At 59.7% G+C, this 15,222-nt stretch carries 15 protein-coding genes and 1 tRNA gene; 13 read left to right on the top strand and 3 right to left on the bottom strand.

The genetic code is table 11. The features are described from left to right. Positions 1-158 precede the first annotated feature (158 nt). A complete protein-coding gene (locus IFT47_RS12630; protein ID WP_192171295.1) occupies positions 159-1,820 on the bottom strand; it encodes an OFA family MFS transporter in 1,662 nt (553 codons plus the stop codon). A gap of 330 nt (positions 1,821-2,150) precedes the next feature. On the opposite strand from IFT47_RS12630, the gene IFT47_RS12625 reads away from it, so the two are divergent. From IFT47_RS12625 to IFT47_RS12610, 4 genes are all read left to right on the top strand, one after another. Beyond that, positions 2,151-4,379: an AsmA family protein gene (locus tag IFT47_RS12625; RefSeq protein WP_192171296.1), complete on the top strand. Its 2,229-nt coding sequence runs from the start codon at positions 2,151-2,153 to the stop codon at positions 4,377-4,379. Positions 4,380-4,514: 135 nt separating this feature from the next. Then, positions 4,515-5,582, top strand: a complete 1,068-nt coding sequence (mutY, locus tag IFT47_RS12620; protein WP_192171297.1) for an A/G-specific adenine glycosylase — start codon at positions 4,515-4,517, stop codon at positions 5,580-5,582. Next, positions 5,579-5,851: an oxidative damage protection protein gene (locus tag IFT47_RS12615; protein WP_192130801.1), complete on the top strand. Its 273-nt coding sequence runs from the start codon at positions 5,579-5,581 to the stop codon at positions 5,849-5,851. The genes mutY and IFT47_RS12615 overlap by 4 nt, the downstream gene beginning before the upstream one ends. Before the next feature lie 102 nt (positions 5,852-5,953). Continuing rightward, positions 5,954-6,029, top strand: a tRNA-Phe gene (locus IFT47_RS12610). A gap of 241 nt (positions 6,030-6,270) precedes the next feature. On the opposite strand, the gene IFT47_RS27630 is transcribed toward IFT47_RS12610, so the two are convergent. Beyond that, positions 6,271-6,690: a glycine zipper domain-containing protein gene (locus IFT47_RS27630; protein WP_244655850.1), complete on the bottom strand. Its 420-nt coding sequence runs from the start codon at positions 6,688-6,690 to the stop codon at positions 6,271-6,273. Between the two features lie 329 nt (positions 6,691-7,019). Here IFT47_RS27630 and IFT47_RS12605 point away from each other — a divergent pair, with 329 nt between their 5' ends. The 5 genes from IFT47_RS12605 (at position 7,020) to IFT47_RS12585 (ending at position 10,109) form a co-directional block, all read left to right on the top strand. Continuing rightward, complete coding sequence (locus IFT47_RS12605) at positions 7,020-7,712, top strand: MerR family transcriptional regulator (RefSeq protein WP_192171298.1); 693 nt, start codon at positions 7,020-7,022, stop codon at positions 7,710-7,712. After that, the gene (locus tag IFT47_RS12600; protein ID WP_192171299.1) at positions 7,709-8,116 is read left to right on the top strand and encodes a PIN-like domain-containing protein; all 408 of its coding nucleotides are present in this window, start codon (positions 7,709-7,711) and stop codon (positions 8,114-8,116) included. Before IFT47_RS12605 ends, IFT47_RS12600 begins: the two co-directional genes overlap by 4 nt. Before the next feature lie 141 nt (positions 8,117-8,257). After that, positions 8,258-8,917, top strand: a complete 660-nt coding sequence (locus tag IFT47_RS12595; RefSeq protein ID WP_192171300.1) for a hypothetical protein — start codon at positions 8,258-8,260, stop codon at positions 8,915-8,917. Between the two features lie 64 nt (positions 8,918-8,981). After that, positions 8,982-9,476, top strand: a complete 495-nt coding sequence (locus tag IFT47_RS12590; RefSeq protein ID WP_192171301.1) for a hypothetical protein — start codon at positions 8,982-8,984, stop codon at positions 9,474-9,476. Between the two features lie 90 nt (positions 9,477-9,566). After that, positions 9,567-10,109 (top strand): cytochrome b, encoded by a 543-nt coding sequence (locus tag IFT47_RS12585; protein WP_192171302.1) that lies wholly within the window; start codon positions 9,567-9,569, stop codon positions 10,107-10,109. Positions 10,110-10,216: 107 nt separating this feature from the next. On the opposite strand, the gene gabP is transcribed toward IFT47_RS12585, so the two are convergent. Next, positions 10,217-11,608, bottom strand: coding sequence for a GABA permease (gabP, locus tag IFT47_RS12580; RefSeq protein ID WP_192171303.1), 1,392 nt, complete (start codon positions 11,606-11,608; stop codon positions 10,217-10,219). Between the two features lie 496 nt (positions 11,609-12,104). Between gabP and IFT47_RS12575 the strand changes: the two genes are divergently transcribed. The 4 genes from IFT47_RS12575 to IFT47_RS12560 all read left to right on the top strand — a co-directional run bounded on the left by IFT47_RS12575 (position 12,105) and on the right by IFT47_RS12560 (position 15,105). Next, entirely contained in the window at positions 12,105-12,878 is a 774-nt protein-coding gene (locus IFT47_RS12575) for an ABC transporter ATP-binding protein (protein ID WP_192171304.1), read from the top strand. A 13-nt stretch (positions 12,879-12,891) separates the two neighbouring features. Beyond that, positions 12,892-13,656 carry an ABC transporter substrate-binding protein gene (locus IFT47_RS12570; RefSeq protein WP_192171305.1) on the top strand — a complete coding sequence of 255 codons (765 nt, stop codon included), beginning with the start codon at positions 12,892-12,894 and terminating at the stop codon, positions 13,654-13,656. Positions 13,657-13,723: 67 nt separating this feature from the next. Further along, positions 13,724-14,419 (top strand): ABC transporter permease, encoded by a 696-nt coding sequence (locus IFT47_RS12565; RefSeq protein ID WP_192171306.1) that lies wholly within the window; start codon positions 13,724-13,726, stop codon positions 14,417-14,419. Further along, positions 14,416-15,105, top strand: coding sequence for an ABC transporter permease (locus IFT47_RS12560; RefSeq protein WP_192171307.1), 690 nt, complete (start codon positions 14,416-14,418; stop codon positions 15,103-15,105). The genes IFT47_RS12565 and IFT47_RS12560 overlap by 4 nt, the downstream gene beginning before the upstream one ends. The last annotated feature ends 117 nt before the right edge of the window (positions 15,106-15,222 follow it).

The raw sequence follows: 15,222 nt of genomic DNA, 5'->3' as shown, positions 1-15,222 counted from the left end.
TACATTTCGGCAAAAAAAGTGGGAGCGAGGTTGCTCGCGACGAGGTCCTTACATTCGACATATCTACCGACTGTCTGACCGCCTTCGCGAGCAAGCTCGCTCCCACCCACACACTGACGGGTTCAGCCTGAAATCTTCAGGCCGATCCCGCCATGGTTTTAGTGAAACAGCACCGCAGTTTTCTGCAGAGTGATCCACACGCCCCACGCCAACGGAATGCCCACTGCCAGCCAGGCCAGAATCGCCAAAGGCTTGGTGCTCGGGTCCGCTTTCCATTCCAGCGAAGTGCTGTGGTCGGCGCCGGCATCGTGGCCGATGGCTTGTTCAGCCTTCAATTGCTCGTCGGTCATGAAGTATTTGTCGGCTACCGGACGCACCAGCAGGTTGCAGATAAAGCCCAGCACCAGCAGACCCGCGAGGATGTACAAGGTGATGTCGTAAGCATCGGCCCGTGCAACGCCGTGGCTCAACTGATACTCACGCAGGTAGTTCACCAGCACAGGGCCGAGCACGCCAGCGGCAGCCCACGCGGTCAGCAGACGACCGTGGATCGCACCGACCATTTGCGTACCGAACAGGTCAGCCAGATAAGCCGGAACGGTCGCGAAACCGCCGCCGTACATCGAAAGCACGACGCAGAACGCCGCCACGAACAGAGCAACGCTGCCCAGGTGACCCAGGGTCGGCACCGACGCGTAGAGCAAAAAGCCCAGCGCGAAGAACACGAAGTAGGTGGCTTTGCGGCCGATGTAGTCCGAGAACGAAGCCCAGAAGAAACGACCGCCGATGTTGAACAGGCTCAGCAGACCGGTGAAGCCGGCCGCGATCGCCGCGATGGCCGCCAGTTGCGAGGCATCCAGTTGGCCGAACGGCTGATCGGTGCCCAGCAGCTTGCCGCCGAACACTTCCTGCAGCAGGGGCGAAGCCATGCCGAGGATGCCGATGCCTGCCGAAACGTTCAGGCACAGCACCAGCCAGACCAGACGGAACTGAGGCGTCTTCCACGCAACACTGACGTGCACATGGCGGTTGGTGATCATCGCGCTGTTGGCTTTCTTCGCCGGAGCGGTCCAGCCTTCAGGTTTCCAGCCGGTCGGCGGAACGCGATAGGACAGTGCGCCGCCGATCATGAAGATGAAGTAAATCACCGCCATGACCACGAAGCTCTGCCAGACGCCAACGCTGTCAGGCGTGGCGAAGTGGCTCATCAGTGCGGTTGCCAGCGGAGCGCCAACCATCGCGCCACCGCCGAAACCCATGATCGCCATGCCGGTCGCCATGCCGCGCTTGTCCGGGAACCACTTGATCAGCGTCGAAACCGGCGAGATATAACCCAGGCCCAGACCGATACCGCCGATCACGCCCGAGCCGATCCACATCAGCCAGATCTGGTGCGTATAAACGCCCAGCGCCGAGATCAGCAGACCGCCACACCAGCACAGCGCCGAGACGACACCCGCCTTGCGCGGGCCTGCGTGTTCCAGCCAGCCGCCCCAGATGGCTGCGGAGCAACCCAGGAAAATGAAGAACAGGGTGTAGATCCAGCCGAGCATGGAGATCGGCCAATCACAGCTGGACGAAACGACTTGCTCGAAGAAACCCATGTCAGCCGGGCAGGCAACAGCGGTCTTGATGCCGATTGCCTTGGACAACGGCAGCCAGAACACCGAGAAGCCGTAGGCCATGCCGATACACAGGTGGATTGCCAATGCAGCTGGCGGAACCAGCCAACGGTTGAAACCGCGTTTGGCGATAATGCGCTCTTTGGACAAGAACGCAGGCTGAGCGGCAGTACCGCCCAGAGCAGTGCTCGTGGTCATTTGATTGTTGCCCCCAATTTATAGTTGTATCCCGCAAGAACAGCGACATAGTTCCGCCACCACTCTTAAAGCACGCAGGCCTCGGTGGTTTATCGGCAGGACATCTCTTTACGTGACAATTCGACGCAGCAAGGCTGGCGAATGGCGCGAGATTACCATTTGCAGCCCAAAAGAAAGCATTCTGCTATTACCTTTTTCGCGCCGTTTGTCACTGTGCGGGGCGCTGCCAATTCGAACGACGGCGTCGGTGGCGATCCAAAACCCGGTGCTTGCCTGAGAACGCTATACTCGCGGGCTAAATTTTGAACGACTCGACACAAGGACTCGCCCATGAAAGCGTTCGGCAAAATCCTGGGGCTCACCCTTCTCGGGCTGTTGCTGATCATCGTGGCTCTCGGCTTTGCCTTGACCCACTTTTTTGATCCCAACGACTACAAAGACGAGATTCGAAAACTGGTTCGCGATCGCGCCCACGTCGAGCTGACGCTCAATGGCGATATTGGCTGGAGCCTGTTTCCGTGGTTGGGCCTGGAGCTGCACGACGCCAGCGTCGCCACCTTGAGCGAGCCGACCAAACCCTTCGCCGACTTGCAGATGCTCGGGCTGTCGGTGCGTGTGCTGCCGCTGCTGCGCAAGGAAGTGCAGATGAGCGACGTTCGGGTCGAGGGCCTGAACCTGACGCTGACCCGCGACGAAAACGGCCACGGCAACTGGGAAGACATCGGCAAAGTGCCTGCCACCGCGGCCAATCCAGGCCAGCCCTCCGTCACGCCCGGCGCTCCCGCCGATACCGTGTCGGCCAAGCCCGACAAGCAGTGGCAGCCGCTCAAGCTGGACATCGACAGCCTGACCGTGAACAACGCGCGGATCGATTTCAACGATATTCCCAAGGCCCGGCAATTCAGCGCCGAGAGCATCCAGTTGAGCACGGGGCCGATCCACAACGCGACTGACATCCCGCTGAAACTCACCGCATTCCTCAGCACCAACCAACCCGTCGTGCGCACCAAAACCGAACTGACCGGCAAGCTGCGTTTCGATCGCGTGCTCAAGCGTTACCAGTTCGACGACATGCGTTTCTCGGGTGATGTGACAGGCGATCCGCTGCAGGGCAAGACGCTGACGTTCTCAGCCCAGGGCCAGTTGCTGGCAGACATGTCCGCCAACGTCGCGGAATGGACCAATCTGAAGCTGTCCGCCAATCAACTGCGCGCCCTTGGCGAGCTGCACGTTCGTGATCTGGACAAGACGCCGCAGCTCACAGGCGGCATTTCGATTGCCCAGTTCAACCTGCGCGACTTCCTCGACAACATCGGCCAGCCCGCGCCAGCCCTTGGTGACGGCAGTCTGAACAAACTGGAACTGGTCACCCGCATCGCGGCGACGCCCAACAGCGTGTCGCTGGATGACCTCACGGTGAAACTCGACGACAGCACCATCACCGGCCACGTCGCTGTGGAAGACTTCGCCAAACAGTCCCTGCGCCTTCAACTCAAAGCCGATACGTTCAACGCCGACCGCTACCGCGTGCCCGAGGGTGAACAGGCGAAGAGCGCCGGCGCCGCGCGCAGAGCAGAAGTTCAAGGTGCCGAGGCCGAAGCCATGGTGGCCTCGGGCACTTCGCCGCTGCCAAACCAGCCGACCCAAGGTGCCTGGAGCGACGCAAAGCTGCTGCCCCTCGAGCGCCTGCGCAAACTGGATGTCGACGCCGACCTCAGCTTCGGCAAGCTGACCCTGGAGAAACTGCCGATCCAGAATGCGGCGCTGAAGACTTCGGCGCTCGATGGCGTGATCACGGTCGACAGCCTGCGCGGCGATTTGTACAACGGCAATTTCGAGGTCAAAGGCAATCTCGACGCGCGTCCCGAAGTGCCCTTGGCCAGCGTGCAGACGCATATCGCCAAGGTGCCGGTGGAGCATTTCATTCAGAGCCAGGGCACCACGCCGCCTCTGCGCGGCCTGCTCAACCTCACCAGCGATGTGACCGCCAAAGGCAATAGCGAGAAGGCGCTGGTCGAGAGCCTTAACGGCACCGCCAGTTTTGCGCTGAACGACGGCGTACTGGTCAACGCTAACCTCGAGCAGCAGCTGTGCCGTGGCATTTCGACGCTTAATCGCAAGAGCTTGAGTGGCGAACCGCGCGGCAAGGACACGCCGTTCCAGCAGTTGAATGGCAATCTGGTGTTCCGCAACGGCGTGGCTAGCAACCCGGACCTGAAAGTCCGCACACCGGGCTTGACCGTCAACGGCGATGGCGACATCGACTTGCGCGTCATGGGCATGAATTACCGCGTCGGCGTGATCATCGAAGGCGACAAGAGCGACATGCCGGACCCGGCCTGCGAAGTGAACCCGCGTTTTGTCGGCATCGAATGGCCGGTGCTCTGCCGTGGCCCGCTCGAAATGGGCGCCAAGGCCTGTCGTCTGGATAACGACGGCTTGGGCAAAGTCGCCGCGAAACTGGCAGGCGACCGGATTGGCGACAAGATCGATGAAAAGCTGGGGGACAAGGTCAGTCCCGAGCTCAAGGATGCGATCAAGGGATTGTTCAAGCGTTAACCCTGACTAACAGGCGCCGCGCCGTTCAGTTGTGGGAGTGAGCTCACTCCCACATTCATTTTGGCTGACCTCCCACAGCGCGGCGTCTGGCGACGTATATAGCAACCCAACATCTTTTGATCACCGGAAGCCTTGATGCAACCCGAGCAGTTTTCCTCCGCCGTTCTCGACTGGTACGACCGCCACGGCCGTCACGATCTTCCCTGGCAACACGACATCACCCCGTACCGCGTGTGGGTGTCGGAAATCATGCTGCAGCAAACTCAGGTCAGCACCGTGCTTGGCTACTTCGACACGTTCATGGAAGCGCTGCCCACTGTGCAGGCTCTGGCCGAAGCGCCGGAAGATGAGGTCCTGCATCTGTGGACCGGGCTGGGCTACTACACCCGCGCGCGCAACCTGCAGAAAGCCGCGAAAATCGTGGTGGCCGAGCACGGCGGTGAATTCCCCCGGGACGTGGAACAGCTCGTCGAGCTGCCCGGTATCGGCCTCTCGACGGCAGGCGCGATTGCCAGCATCAGCATGGGCCTGCGCGCGCCGATCCTCGATGGCAACGTCAAGCGCGTACTGGCTCGCTTCACCGCGCAGGAGGGCTACCCCGGCGAGCCTAAGGTGGCGAAGCAGATGTGGGCCACGGCTGAGCGTTACACACCGCACAGCCGGGTCAATCACTACACCCAGGCGATGATGGACCTGGGTGCCACGCTCTGCACCCGCACCAAACCCAGCTGCCTGCTCTGCCCCCTTGAGCGCGGTTGCGAGGCGCACATGCTCGGCCAGGAAACCCGCTATCCAATACCGAAACCGCGTAAGGTCGTGCCGCAAAAACGCACCTTGATGCCCATCTTCGCCAACCAGGAAGGCGCGATTCTGCTTTATCGCCGCCCTTCGACAGGGCTGTGGGGCGGACTATGGAGCCTGCCGGAACTGGACGACTTCAACGACATGCAGCATCTGGCCAATCAGCACGCCCTTGAGCTGGGCGAGCATCAAGCCTTGCCGGGCCTGATCCACACGTTCAGCCACTTTCAGCTGAGCATCGAACCCTGGCTGGTCCGGGTCCGTGAGTCCGCCCATCACGTGGCCGAGGACGACTGGCTCTGGTATAACCTCGCCACCCCGCCGCGCCTGGGCCTTGCCGCCCCGGTGAAGAAACTGCTGAAACACGCAGCCGACGTATTGAATGCAGGAGAGTCCTCATGACCCGCACCGTGATGTGCCGCAAATACAAAGAAGAATTGCCTGGCCTGGACCGTCCGCCGTATCCGGGCGCCAAAGGTGAAGACATCTATAACCATGTCTCGCAGAAAGCCTGGGGCGACTGGCAGAAACACCAGACCCTGCTGATCAACGAGCGCCGCCTGAACATGATGAACGCCGAAGATCGCAAATTCCTGCAGACCGAGATGGACAAATACCTGTCCGGCGAGGAATACGCCAAGGCCGACGGCTACGTTCCCCCTGCCGAATAAGCCTTTGCAGACAGTGGTCGTCGTAAGCGGAGGAAATAATTCAGATTTTTTTCGACACCATGCTTGACGACCTCCTGAAAAACACGTTTAATGCGCCCCGTTGCCCAGATAGCTCAGTCGGTAGAGCAGGGGATTGAAAATCCCCGTGTCGGCGGTTCGATTCCGTCTCTGGGCACCACCTTCCGTTTTTAGGTGATGCCAAGCACACCTGAAAACACACAAGAAGCCCGCCTCGTGCGGGCTTTTTGCTTTTCACGGTTCCCCACCGTTTCCATGTAATCCCGGATAGATGTGAATGGATTCGTGAGCTCAGAGCCGGATCTGCGTGAAGACGCCCAAGTGCTGGCCGACGTCTCCGACAATCGCGCTGTGTCGTCGCTCAAATCGCGCGGTTGGAGGTATGGGAGCAGATCGCCGGTCTATCGATCATGCTTGTTTTTCTTGTGCCCATGTCGCTTGCCGTGAGATCGATTGTCGCCGCCGTCATCTGCCAGGTTGCTACCCACTGCGCCTCCGGCAGTGCCGCCCAGGCCGGCACCTATGGTTGACCCTGTTGAGCCACCCAACTGGTTACCAATGACAGACCCACCCGCTGATCCCAGCCCGCCGCCGATAGCCGCTTCGGTCTTGCTTCCTCTTTTGGCGCCTAGAGCCCCGCCAGCGGCCCCGCCGACACCAGCGCCAACCGCCGCGCCGGTGCTTCCACCCATTTGCTGTCCAATGACATTCCCAAGCGCACCGCCTATGCCTCCGCCCACTGCGGATGTTCCATCCCCAGCCGCCAGCGCGCATTGAGCGCTAAGCATTCCTAAAAGTAGTACCGGTACAGTGATTCGCATGGATTCAATCTCAAGTGGGTGAAGTAGCCTCTCGGAGAAGCATCGAGCAGGACTAAAACGACGGTGCTGGACTGGGCAAGGGAGATTCAACTCAGAGTATGTCCAGCGGGATGCTCATACCCACACATCGGCTGCCGTGGATAAATCTTGATAGGGTAGAACTACCGGCGGGTGGCAGGCGCCGGGATGGACAGCCACAAGGAATTCCTATTCGCCACGCACCGGCTTTTTACAATTTTCCCCTAAGCGCTCGCCCAAGATCAGTTGAACGAGACCTTGATCAACCTCAGAATGCACTTCTTGAGCAACCACGGACACGGGAGGTGTGCATGAAGACTATCGAAACGTCGAGCCGCCTCATTGGAGTCGGCGTATACACGCCATCAGAAGCAGCCCTCTACACGGGCATTCCCGCCAAGGATATTCGCAGATGGCTCTTCGGCTATAAAGCGGATGGCGTGGAGCATTCCGGTCTGTGGCTACCTGAGCTGGGCGTCAACGATGAGAAGCTGCTTGGCTTCCACGACCTGCTCGAGATCAGATTTGTCCATGCCTTCCGAAAGCACGACGTAAGCCTTCAAGCTATTCGCGCAGCATCCAGACAGGCCAAGGAAATTTTTCACCAGCACTATCCGTTCACCTGCAGAAGATTCCAGACTGACGGCAGGAGCATATTCGCCACTGTGTTTGACGAGACTGGCGACGAGGCGATCCTGGATCTGGCGAAACGTCAGTACGCATTCAGGCAGGTAATCGCGCCTTCGCTGTATGAGGGCATTGACTATACGGGTGAGGGAAAGGCGCAGCGTTGGTATCCGGTCAAGCGCAGCAAGGCAATTGTGCTCGACCCCAACCGTAATTTTGGAAAACCGGTGCTCTCCTCCGCTGGTGTCGATACGGCGTCGATTTATCAGGCTTATCTGGCGGAAGGCCAGGACGCAAAACGTGTGTCTGTGATTTTCGAAATTCCCACCGCGGCAGTGGACGCTGCGGTGACCTATGAGCACAGGATTGCTGCTTGAATTTTCTGATCGATAACAATCTTCCACCGTCCATTGCCAGAGCCTTGCACGAGCTTTGCAGCGGCGAAGGCCATGTCGTCGTCTCGCTCAGGGACAGGTTCCCAGCGGACACAAGTGACATCCACTGGATTACCGACCTCACTGCCGAAGGCGGATGGGCCGTGGTGTCGCAAGACAAGTTCTCCAAGGGAAACGCCGAGCGGCAGGCCTTCAGAGAATGCGGACTACCGGTTTTCTGTCTCGCGAGGCAATGGGGTCAAACGACCTACTGGAGTAAGGCCGAAAATCTTGTCCGATGGTGGCCTGCCATCATCCGGCAGGCAGAACTGATATCCGGCGGTGCAGCATTCAAGGTGTCCTGGAAATTTTCAGCGCCGGGGAAGTTTGAGCAATTGAAAATGTAACCCCGCATCAGACCTACCCCTTGCGACTCCGTCTCCGGGCACCATAAATACCGAAAAACCCCTGCATCGAAATATTCAGGGGTTTTTTATTGGGCGTGATTTATTAACATTGCAGGCTTGAGCCGACTAGAGGACTTCGTGATGGCATCTGTCAGCAAGCAACAGAAACGAGCCAAGCGCGCCAAGACCAAAGCCAAAGAGCAGCGAGTCGCTCGCCAGCACCCGCAGACGCCCAACCCGATCGTCCCGGATTACTTCATGCCTGATTTCTTCTCGGACGACGAAGCATCGTTGCTCGACGACGATACCCTGCTCAAGAATTTCGTAGAGCCCGACATCCTCGAGACCATGGACGAGGAAGAGCGGGAGGCGATGGCGGCGGTGATCAGGGGCGAGGACATCGGGATGTCGATCACTGAGGACGAAATGCTATTGGCGGAGGTCTATCAGTCCCCTGCGCCAGAGCCGTCTCAGGAACAACGCCTCGCCCATTACGAAGTGCTCAAGCGTGCCGAGCAGCAAGGTCTCCTCGATCTACTCGATGCCTTCGCCAGAGGTCCGATAGCGGCCCACGCTTTCTACGACATCGACTTCGACAACTACCTCGACGTCCTGGTGAACACGCTGGGCGCCTACATGATGTGGGCCCACGGACTGGATGAGGCGACCGTCAGGGCGCGCATTCACGACGACGATTTCTATGAAGCCTTCCGCGCCGTTCTCGACGAGATCGAGATGGAATCCACAATGGAGATGCTGGGGATCGACCGCAACAAGTACGACGAACCGGCACAAGACTGAATACAATACGCGCCCGATGATCCTGGGCCATGCGAATGGCTGCACCGCACAAGGAACCGCCGTCATGGCCTCCCCCGACAAACAGCAAAAACGCGCCCAACGGGCAAAGGCCAAGGCCAAGCAGAACCGTTCCGGCAAGGCCCGGCCGAGCGTCATTCACCCGGTGCTCAATCATGCCTTCGTCAACGAGCCCTTTGATGACGTCGAGATCGACCTGAGCACGTTCGATTTCAAAGACATCGAAGAGAACGGCTTCGACCCGGCGGATTTCGACGACCTGTTCGAAGCGATGAAGCAGGCTGAATCGATAAGTTTGCTGGCGCTGTGCGTGGTCTTCCTTCAGTACCCGGTGCTGGAGCTGGTGATTGCCGAGGAAGACGAGGAGCCTGCAACCGACTTCATGATGGGTCTGCTGATCACCTACCGCGGGCTCTTCCATGAGGAAGACGAAGACTCGGCCGTTGAATGGATCGGCAGCGACGCCTTCCAGACCGCCTACAACGAAGCGTCGGTGATCCTGCAGAAAAAGAACGCGCAGGGTGCAGGCGGGCGCTCTTAAAACGTTTTTTGATTTACATGACCCCGGTCAAAACGGTAGCTTTGCGCCATTACGAGAATGCAACTCCTTCTCAACTAAAGGCTGGCCGTTTTGACACTCCCAAACACTCCTTCGCCTGAACCGGCTTCAGGCGAAACGAGCCCTTACTCCCGAACCCGAATTTTCCTGCATTGGCTGTCTGCGGCCGTCATCCTGTGGGCGACCTTCAGCGGCTTCGGCGTGGCATTGCTGGATCAGAACGAGCCATTTCGGCAGTGGGTCGAGTCGTTCAATCCGCAACTGACCAGCCTGTTTATTCCGTTTTTCGTCTGGCGGTTGTGGCTGGCGATCAAAGCCCCAGCGCGGCACTCCGCTAAAAACATCCAGGCGCGACTGGCGAGCGCTGCGCACAAGGCGATCTATGCAGTGGTGGCTGGCGTATTGATTACCGGGGTGCTGATGATGAGCCATCCGGTCATGCTGCTGGCGCTGGTGCCGCTGCCACAGCTCATCCACTCAAAGATCGCGCTGCTGGAGCTGCATCAGGTGCATCACGTTCTGTGTGCCGTGTTGGCAGGGTTGGTGGCGCTGCATCTGGCGGCGGTGGTGCTGCATCAGGTGCGCGGGAGATCGGTGCTGGGCAGGATGAGCTAAGACGCTGAACCTCCCACCGTGACCCAACCGTCGAGACAAAAAAAACCGCCATCATCCCTGATAGCGGCTTCTCAACAGCGGTCGGTCACAACCGACTCACTCCCCCATCAATTCATCACAACCTTTCCAGCCTTCCCCGCCTTGCGACGGTTCGAGACGATCAAACCGGCCGCCACGACCAGGATGCTCAGCAGCCCGGTGGCGATGATTTCCATGCGGTGGCCTTCCTGGAACAGCATGATGGTCAGTACGGCGACGATGAACACGATCACCGCCCAGGTCAGGCCCGGGAACAGCCACATGCGGAAGTCGATGGCCTGGCCTGCTGCTTCACGCTTGCGGCGCATACGCAGCTGGGAGACGGCGATCACCAGGTACACCAGCAGCGCGATCGCGCCCGAGCTTGCCAGCAGGAAGTCGAACACCGCTGCGGGTGCGACGTAGTTGGCGAACACGGCGGCAAACGCGGCACCGGTCGACAGCAGCACTGCCCAGTAAGGCGTGCCGGCTTTGGTGGTACGCTGGGAAACAGCAGGCGCGTCGCCACGTTTGCCGAGGGAAAACAGCATGCGCGAAGCCGTGTACAGCGCCGAGTTCAGGCAACTGGTCACGGCGACCAGCACGACGATGTCGACAATCAGCTTGGCGTTCGGAATGCCCATCAGATCAAGCACGGTCTGGTACGAACCCACTTCAGCCAGACGGCTGTCGTTCCACGGCACCAGCGAGACGACGAGGAGGATCGAGAGCAGGTAGAACAGGCAGATCCGCCAGATCACCGAGTTGGTGGCCTTGGTGATTTGCTGACCGGGATTCTTCGATTCTGCCGCCGCGATGGTGACAATCTCGGTCCCCATGAACGAAAACATGGTGGTTAGCATCGCCGCCAGCACCGCACCCATGCCGTTAGGCAGGAAGCCCTGCGTGTCGTACAAGTGGCTCACGCCGCTGACCTGGCTGTTCGGCAGCAGACCAAACACCGCCGCAATGCCCAGCAGCACGAAGCCAATGATCGCGATGACCTTGATCAGCGCAAACCAGAACTCGAACTCCCCGTAGTTCTTCACGCTGAACAGGTTGGTCGCGGTCAGCAGCAGAGTGATCACCAGCGTGAACGCCCAGATCGCCACGTTCGGGAACCACGCGTGGAGAATCGTCGCGGCGGCGTTGGCTTCCAGCGGAATGACCAATACCCAGAACCACCAGTACAACCAGCCGATGGTGAAGCCGGCCCAGTGCCCGATCGCGCGGTCGGCGTAAGTCGAAAAAGAACCGGTGTCCGGCGAAGCGACGGCCATTTCCGCCAGCATGCGCATCACCAGCACCACCAGCGTACCTGCGGCGCCGTAGGCCAGAAGTACGGCCGGCCCGGCTTCGGCAATCGCGTGCCCGGAGCCGACGAAGAGGCCAGCGCCGATAACGCCAGCGATCGACAGCATGGTGATGTGCCGCGGTTTGAGCCCTTGTTCAAGGTTTGAAGCGTTGGGTGTGCTGCTCATGGAACCAACCTTAGAAGGATTTTTGTACGGATCAGGACGTGCGGCGGCTCTTCGTAAAGAGAACACAACAGCTCTGTTATTTATTTTTTACGCAAGAATTACGCCAGGATGTTTCAGATACGACGTCGCAGCGGGATACGGCCGTTGCAGACGATTTCCGCAAGTCCATGAATGCAATAGCAATTCGCCAGTCGTGTAGGAAACGTTACCGAGCGCAACAGGAGGGAGACGATTGGCCGCACCGAAAATACACATTTAAAACGAAATGGCACCAAATAAGCGCACAAGACCAGCCGCCGATCGCGCCCGTGGCCGAAACACCCTTCCCCACGGCGGTTAAAGCTGGCACCATCGCGCCCTTTTTGCGCAGAGGCATTCTGGGCCGGCGCCCATCAAGCTCATCTTCATAAGCCTTCGCGCAGTTCGACTGTCGCTACCGCCAAGTGGCGTCCAACTGGCCAACCCGATGAGCCCACCGAACACACGAGGACTGAACATGGCCGAGGCCACGCCCGCCCTGGAAATCCGCAATCTGCACAAGCGCTATGGCGAACTCGACGTGCTCAAGGGCATCTCGCTGAGTGCGCGCGATGGCGACGTGATCTCGATTCTGGGTTCCTCTGGCTCAGGCAAGTCGACGCTGCTGCGCTGCATCAATTTGCTGGAGAATCCCCATCAGGGGCAGATTCTCATTGCTGGCGAAGAGCTCAAGCTCAAAGCCACCCGCAAGGGTGAACTGATCGCCGCCGACAACCGTCAGATCAACCGCCTGCGCAGCGAGATCGGCTTCGTCTTTCAGAATTTCAATCTCTGGCCCCACATGACCGTCCTCGATAACATCACCGAGGCGCCGCGTCGCGTGCTGGGGCAGACCAAAGCCGAGGCCACTGAAGTTGCCGAAGCGCTGCTGGCCAAAGTGGGTATTGCCGACAAGCGTCATGCCTATCCGGCACAGTTGTCGGGCGGCCAGCAACAACGTGCCGCCATTGCACGCACGCTGGCGATGCAGCCCAAGGTCATTCTGTTCGATGAGCCCACGTCTGCCCTCGATCCCGAGATGGTGCAGGAAGTGCTTAGTGTTATTCGTGGCCTGGCCGAAGAAGGCCGGACCATGTTGATGGTGACCCACGAAATGAATTTCGCCCGGCAGGTGTCCAGCGAAGTGGTTTTCCTGCACCAAGGGCTGGTAGAAGAACAAGGTTCGCCAGACCAGGTCTTCGATGACCCACGGTCGGCGCGCTGCAAACAATTCATGTCCAGCAATCGCTAACGGAGCAACATCGATGCAGACCCTGAGAAACATTCTGTTGGCCGCTGCCGCCACCCTGGCCATGGCTTCCAGCGCCTTTGCTGCCGACACCCTGAAAATGGGCATCGAGGGCGCCTATCCGCCGTTCAACAACAAGGACGCCAGCGGTCAGGTCGTGGGCTTCGACGTCGAGATCGGCAACGCGCTGTGCGCGAAGATGAAAGTGACCTGTGAAACCGTCACCTCCGATTGGGACGGCATCATTCCTGCGCTGAACGCGCAGAAGTTCGACTTCCTGATCTCGTCGATGTCGATCACCGAAGAACGCAAGCAGGCGGTCGACTTCACCATTCCGTACTACTCCAACAAGCTGCAATTTGTCGCGCCCAAAACCACTAACCTCAGTGGCGACCTGGCCGCGATCAAGGAGACGTTGAAGGGCAAGACCATCGGTGCCCAACGCGCGACCCTGTCCGGCACGTGGCTGGAAGACAACTGGGGCGACGACGTGACAGTCAAGCTGTACGACTCCCAGGAAAACGCCTTTCTCGACCTGGCTTCGGGCCGCCTCGACGCACTGCTCGGCGACAAATACGCGAGCTACGAGTGGCTGAAAGGCAAGGAAGGCCAGAGCTTCGAGTTCAAGGGTGACGCGCTGCCGGTTGACGACAAGATCGGCATCGCCGTGCGCAAAGACGATCCGCTGCGCGACAAGCTCAACGAAGCGCTGAAAGAAATCATCGCCGACGGCACCTACAAGAAGATCAACGACAAGTATTTCCCGTTCAGCATCCTCTGACCTGCCTGACCATCGCCTCCGTTTGCTCATGCAGACGGCGGCGTCTGTCCTTTAGACAAACAACGCCATGAACTTCGATCTCTATGGATTCGGCCCGGCCCTGGCGGCCGGCATGCTGATGACCCTCCAACTTGCGCTGTTGGCCCTCTGCCTGGGGCTGGTCCTCGGCCTGCTCGGGGCGCTGGCGAAGACTTCGCCGAATCGTGCCTTGCAGTGGCTGGGCGGCACCTATTCCACACTGGTGCGCGGCATCCCCGAATTGCTGTGGGTGTTGCTGATCTACTTCGGCACGGTCAGCTCGATGCGGGCGATCGGCAAGCTGTTCGACATCCCGAATCTATCGCTCAGTGCTTTCGCGGCTGGCGTTATCGCGCTTGGTCTGTGCTTCGGCGCTTATGCCACCGAGGTGTTTCGCGGCGCCATGCTCTCGATCCCGAAAGGCCACCGCGAGGCGGGCCTGGCGCTGGGCATGTCACGCTCGCGCATCTTCTTCAAGCTGGTGATGCCGCAGATGTGGCGCATTGCACTGCCGGGGCTGGGCAATCTGTTCATGATCCTGATGAAGGACACCGCGCTGGTCTCGGTCATCGGGCTTGAGGAGGTCATGCGTCACGCGCAGATCGCCGTTACGTCCACCAAGCAGCCTTTCACCTTCTATATGGTCGCGGCGCTGATGTACCTGTGCATGACCGCGCTGTCGATGATCGGCCTGGCGTGGCTGGAAAAACGCGCGTCGGTGGGCTTTGCGAGGAGTGCGTCATGAGTTGGGAATTCGTCCTCAAATGGCTGCCGAAACTGCTGCACGGCGCCACCGTCACGCTGGAACTGGTCGCCGTCGCGGTGATTGCCGGCCTCATTCTTGCCATTCCGCTGGGCATTGCTCGCGCCTCGCGTAATGCCTATGTCCGGGCGCTGCCCTACGCTTACATCTTCTTCTTTCGTGGCACGCCGCTGCTGGTGCAGCTGTTTCTGGTCTATTACGGCCTGGCGCAGTTCGACGTCGTCACCAAAGGTCCGCTGTGGCCGTACCTGCGCGACCCGTTCTTCTGCGCGGCGCTGACCATGACGCTGCACACCACCGCCTACATCGCCGAGATCCTGCGCGGCGCCATTCAGGCCGTGCCGCCCGGCGAAATCGAAGCGGCTCGCGCACTGGGCATGTCCAAAGGCAAAGCGCTGCTGTACATCATCCTGCCCCGCGCCGCCCGCATCGGCCTGCCCGCGTACAGCAACGAAGTCATTCTCATGCTCAAGGCCAGCGCGCTGGCAAGCACCGTGACCCTGCTCGACATCACCGGCATGGCCCGCACCATCAACGCACGGACCTACATGCCGGAACAGACTTTCCTCATCGCCGGGTTGATCTATCTGGTGATGTCGTTCGTGCTGGTGCAAGGCTTCAAACTGCTGGAGCGGTATTTGCGGGTGGATGCCAGCCAAGGGCGGTGAGGATCGAGGCGCATCCTAGCGGAGATCCCCCGTCGTTCAGACGCCGGGGTTTCGCGCATTAAACACGGTCCATGTGGCAGATCGCCTATCGCACAGCAAACACCGTTCATGTGGGGG

The organism is Pseudomonas sp. CFBP 13711 (assembly GCF_014842265.1).
Taxonomy (GTDB): Bacteria; Pseudomonadota; Gammaproteobacteria; order Pseudomonadales; family Pseudomonadaceae; genus Aquipseudomonas.
Note: the sequence above shows the minus strand (reverse complement) of the source record. Positions and strands in the feature narration are given on the sequence as shown.

Excerpts from the sequence above, each read along its gene's own strand:
- IFT47_RS12575 (WP_192171304.1), top strand. The coding sequence starts at position 12,105 with ATGGCCGAGGCCACGCCCGCCCTGGAAATCCGCAATCTGCACAAGCGC.
- mutY (WP_192171297.1), top strand. The coding sequence starts at position 4,515 with ATGCAACCCGAGCAGTTTTCCTCCGCCGTTCTCGACTGGTACGACCGC.
- IFT47_RS12625 (WP_192171296.1), top strand. The coding sequence starts at position 2,151 with ATGAAAGCGTTCGGCAAAATCCTGGGGCTCACCCTTCTCGGGCTGTTG.
- IFT47_RS12605 (WP_192171298.1), top strand. The coding sequence starts at position 7,020 with ATGAAGACTATCGAAACGTCGAGCCGCCTCATTGGAGTCGGCGTATAC.
- IFT47_RS12570 (WP_192171305.1), top strand. The coding sequence starts at position 12,892 with ATGCAGACCCTGAGAAACATTCTGTTGGCCGCTGCCGCCACCCTGGCC.
- IFT47_RS12565 (WP_192171306.1), top strand. The coding sequence starts at position 13,724 with ATGAACTTCGATCTCTATGGATTCGGCCCGGCCCTGGCGGCCGGCATG.
- IFT47_RS12615 (WP_192130801.1), top strand. The coding sequence starts at position 5,579 with ATGACCCGCACCGTGATGTGCCGCAAATACAAAGAAGAATTGCCTGGC.
- IFT47_RS27630 (WP_244655850.1), bottom strand. The coding sequence starts at position 6,690 with ATGCGAATCACTGTACCGGTACTACTTTTAGGAATGCTTAGCGCTCAA.
- IFT47_RS12595 (WP_192171300.1), top strand. The coding sequence starts at position 8,258 with ATGGCATCTGTCAGCAAGCAACAGAAACGAGCCAAGCGCGCCAAGACC.
- IFT47_RS12630 (WP_192171295.1), bottom strand. The coding sequence starts at position 1,820 with ATGACCACGAGCACTGCTCTGGGCGGTACTGCCGCTCAGCCTGCGTTC.
- IFT47_RS12560 (WP_192171307.1), top strand. The coding sequence starts at position 14,416 with ATGAGTTGGGAATTCGTCCTCAAATGGCTGCCGAAACTGCTGCACGGC.
- gabP (WP_192171303.1), bottom strand. The coding sequence starts at position 11,608 with ATGAGCAGCACACCCAACGCTTCAAACCTTGAACAAGGGCTCAAACCG.
- IFT47_RS12590 (WP_192171301.1), top strand. The coding sequence starts at position 8,982 with ATGGCCTCCCCCGACAAACAGCAAAAACGCGCCCAACGGGCAAAGGCC.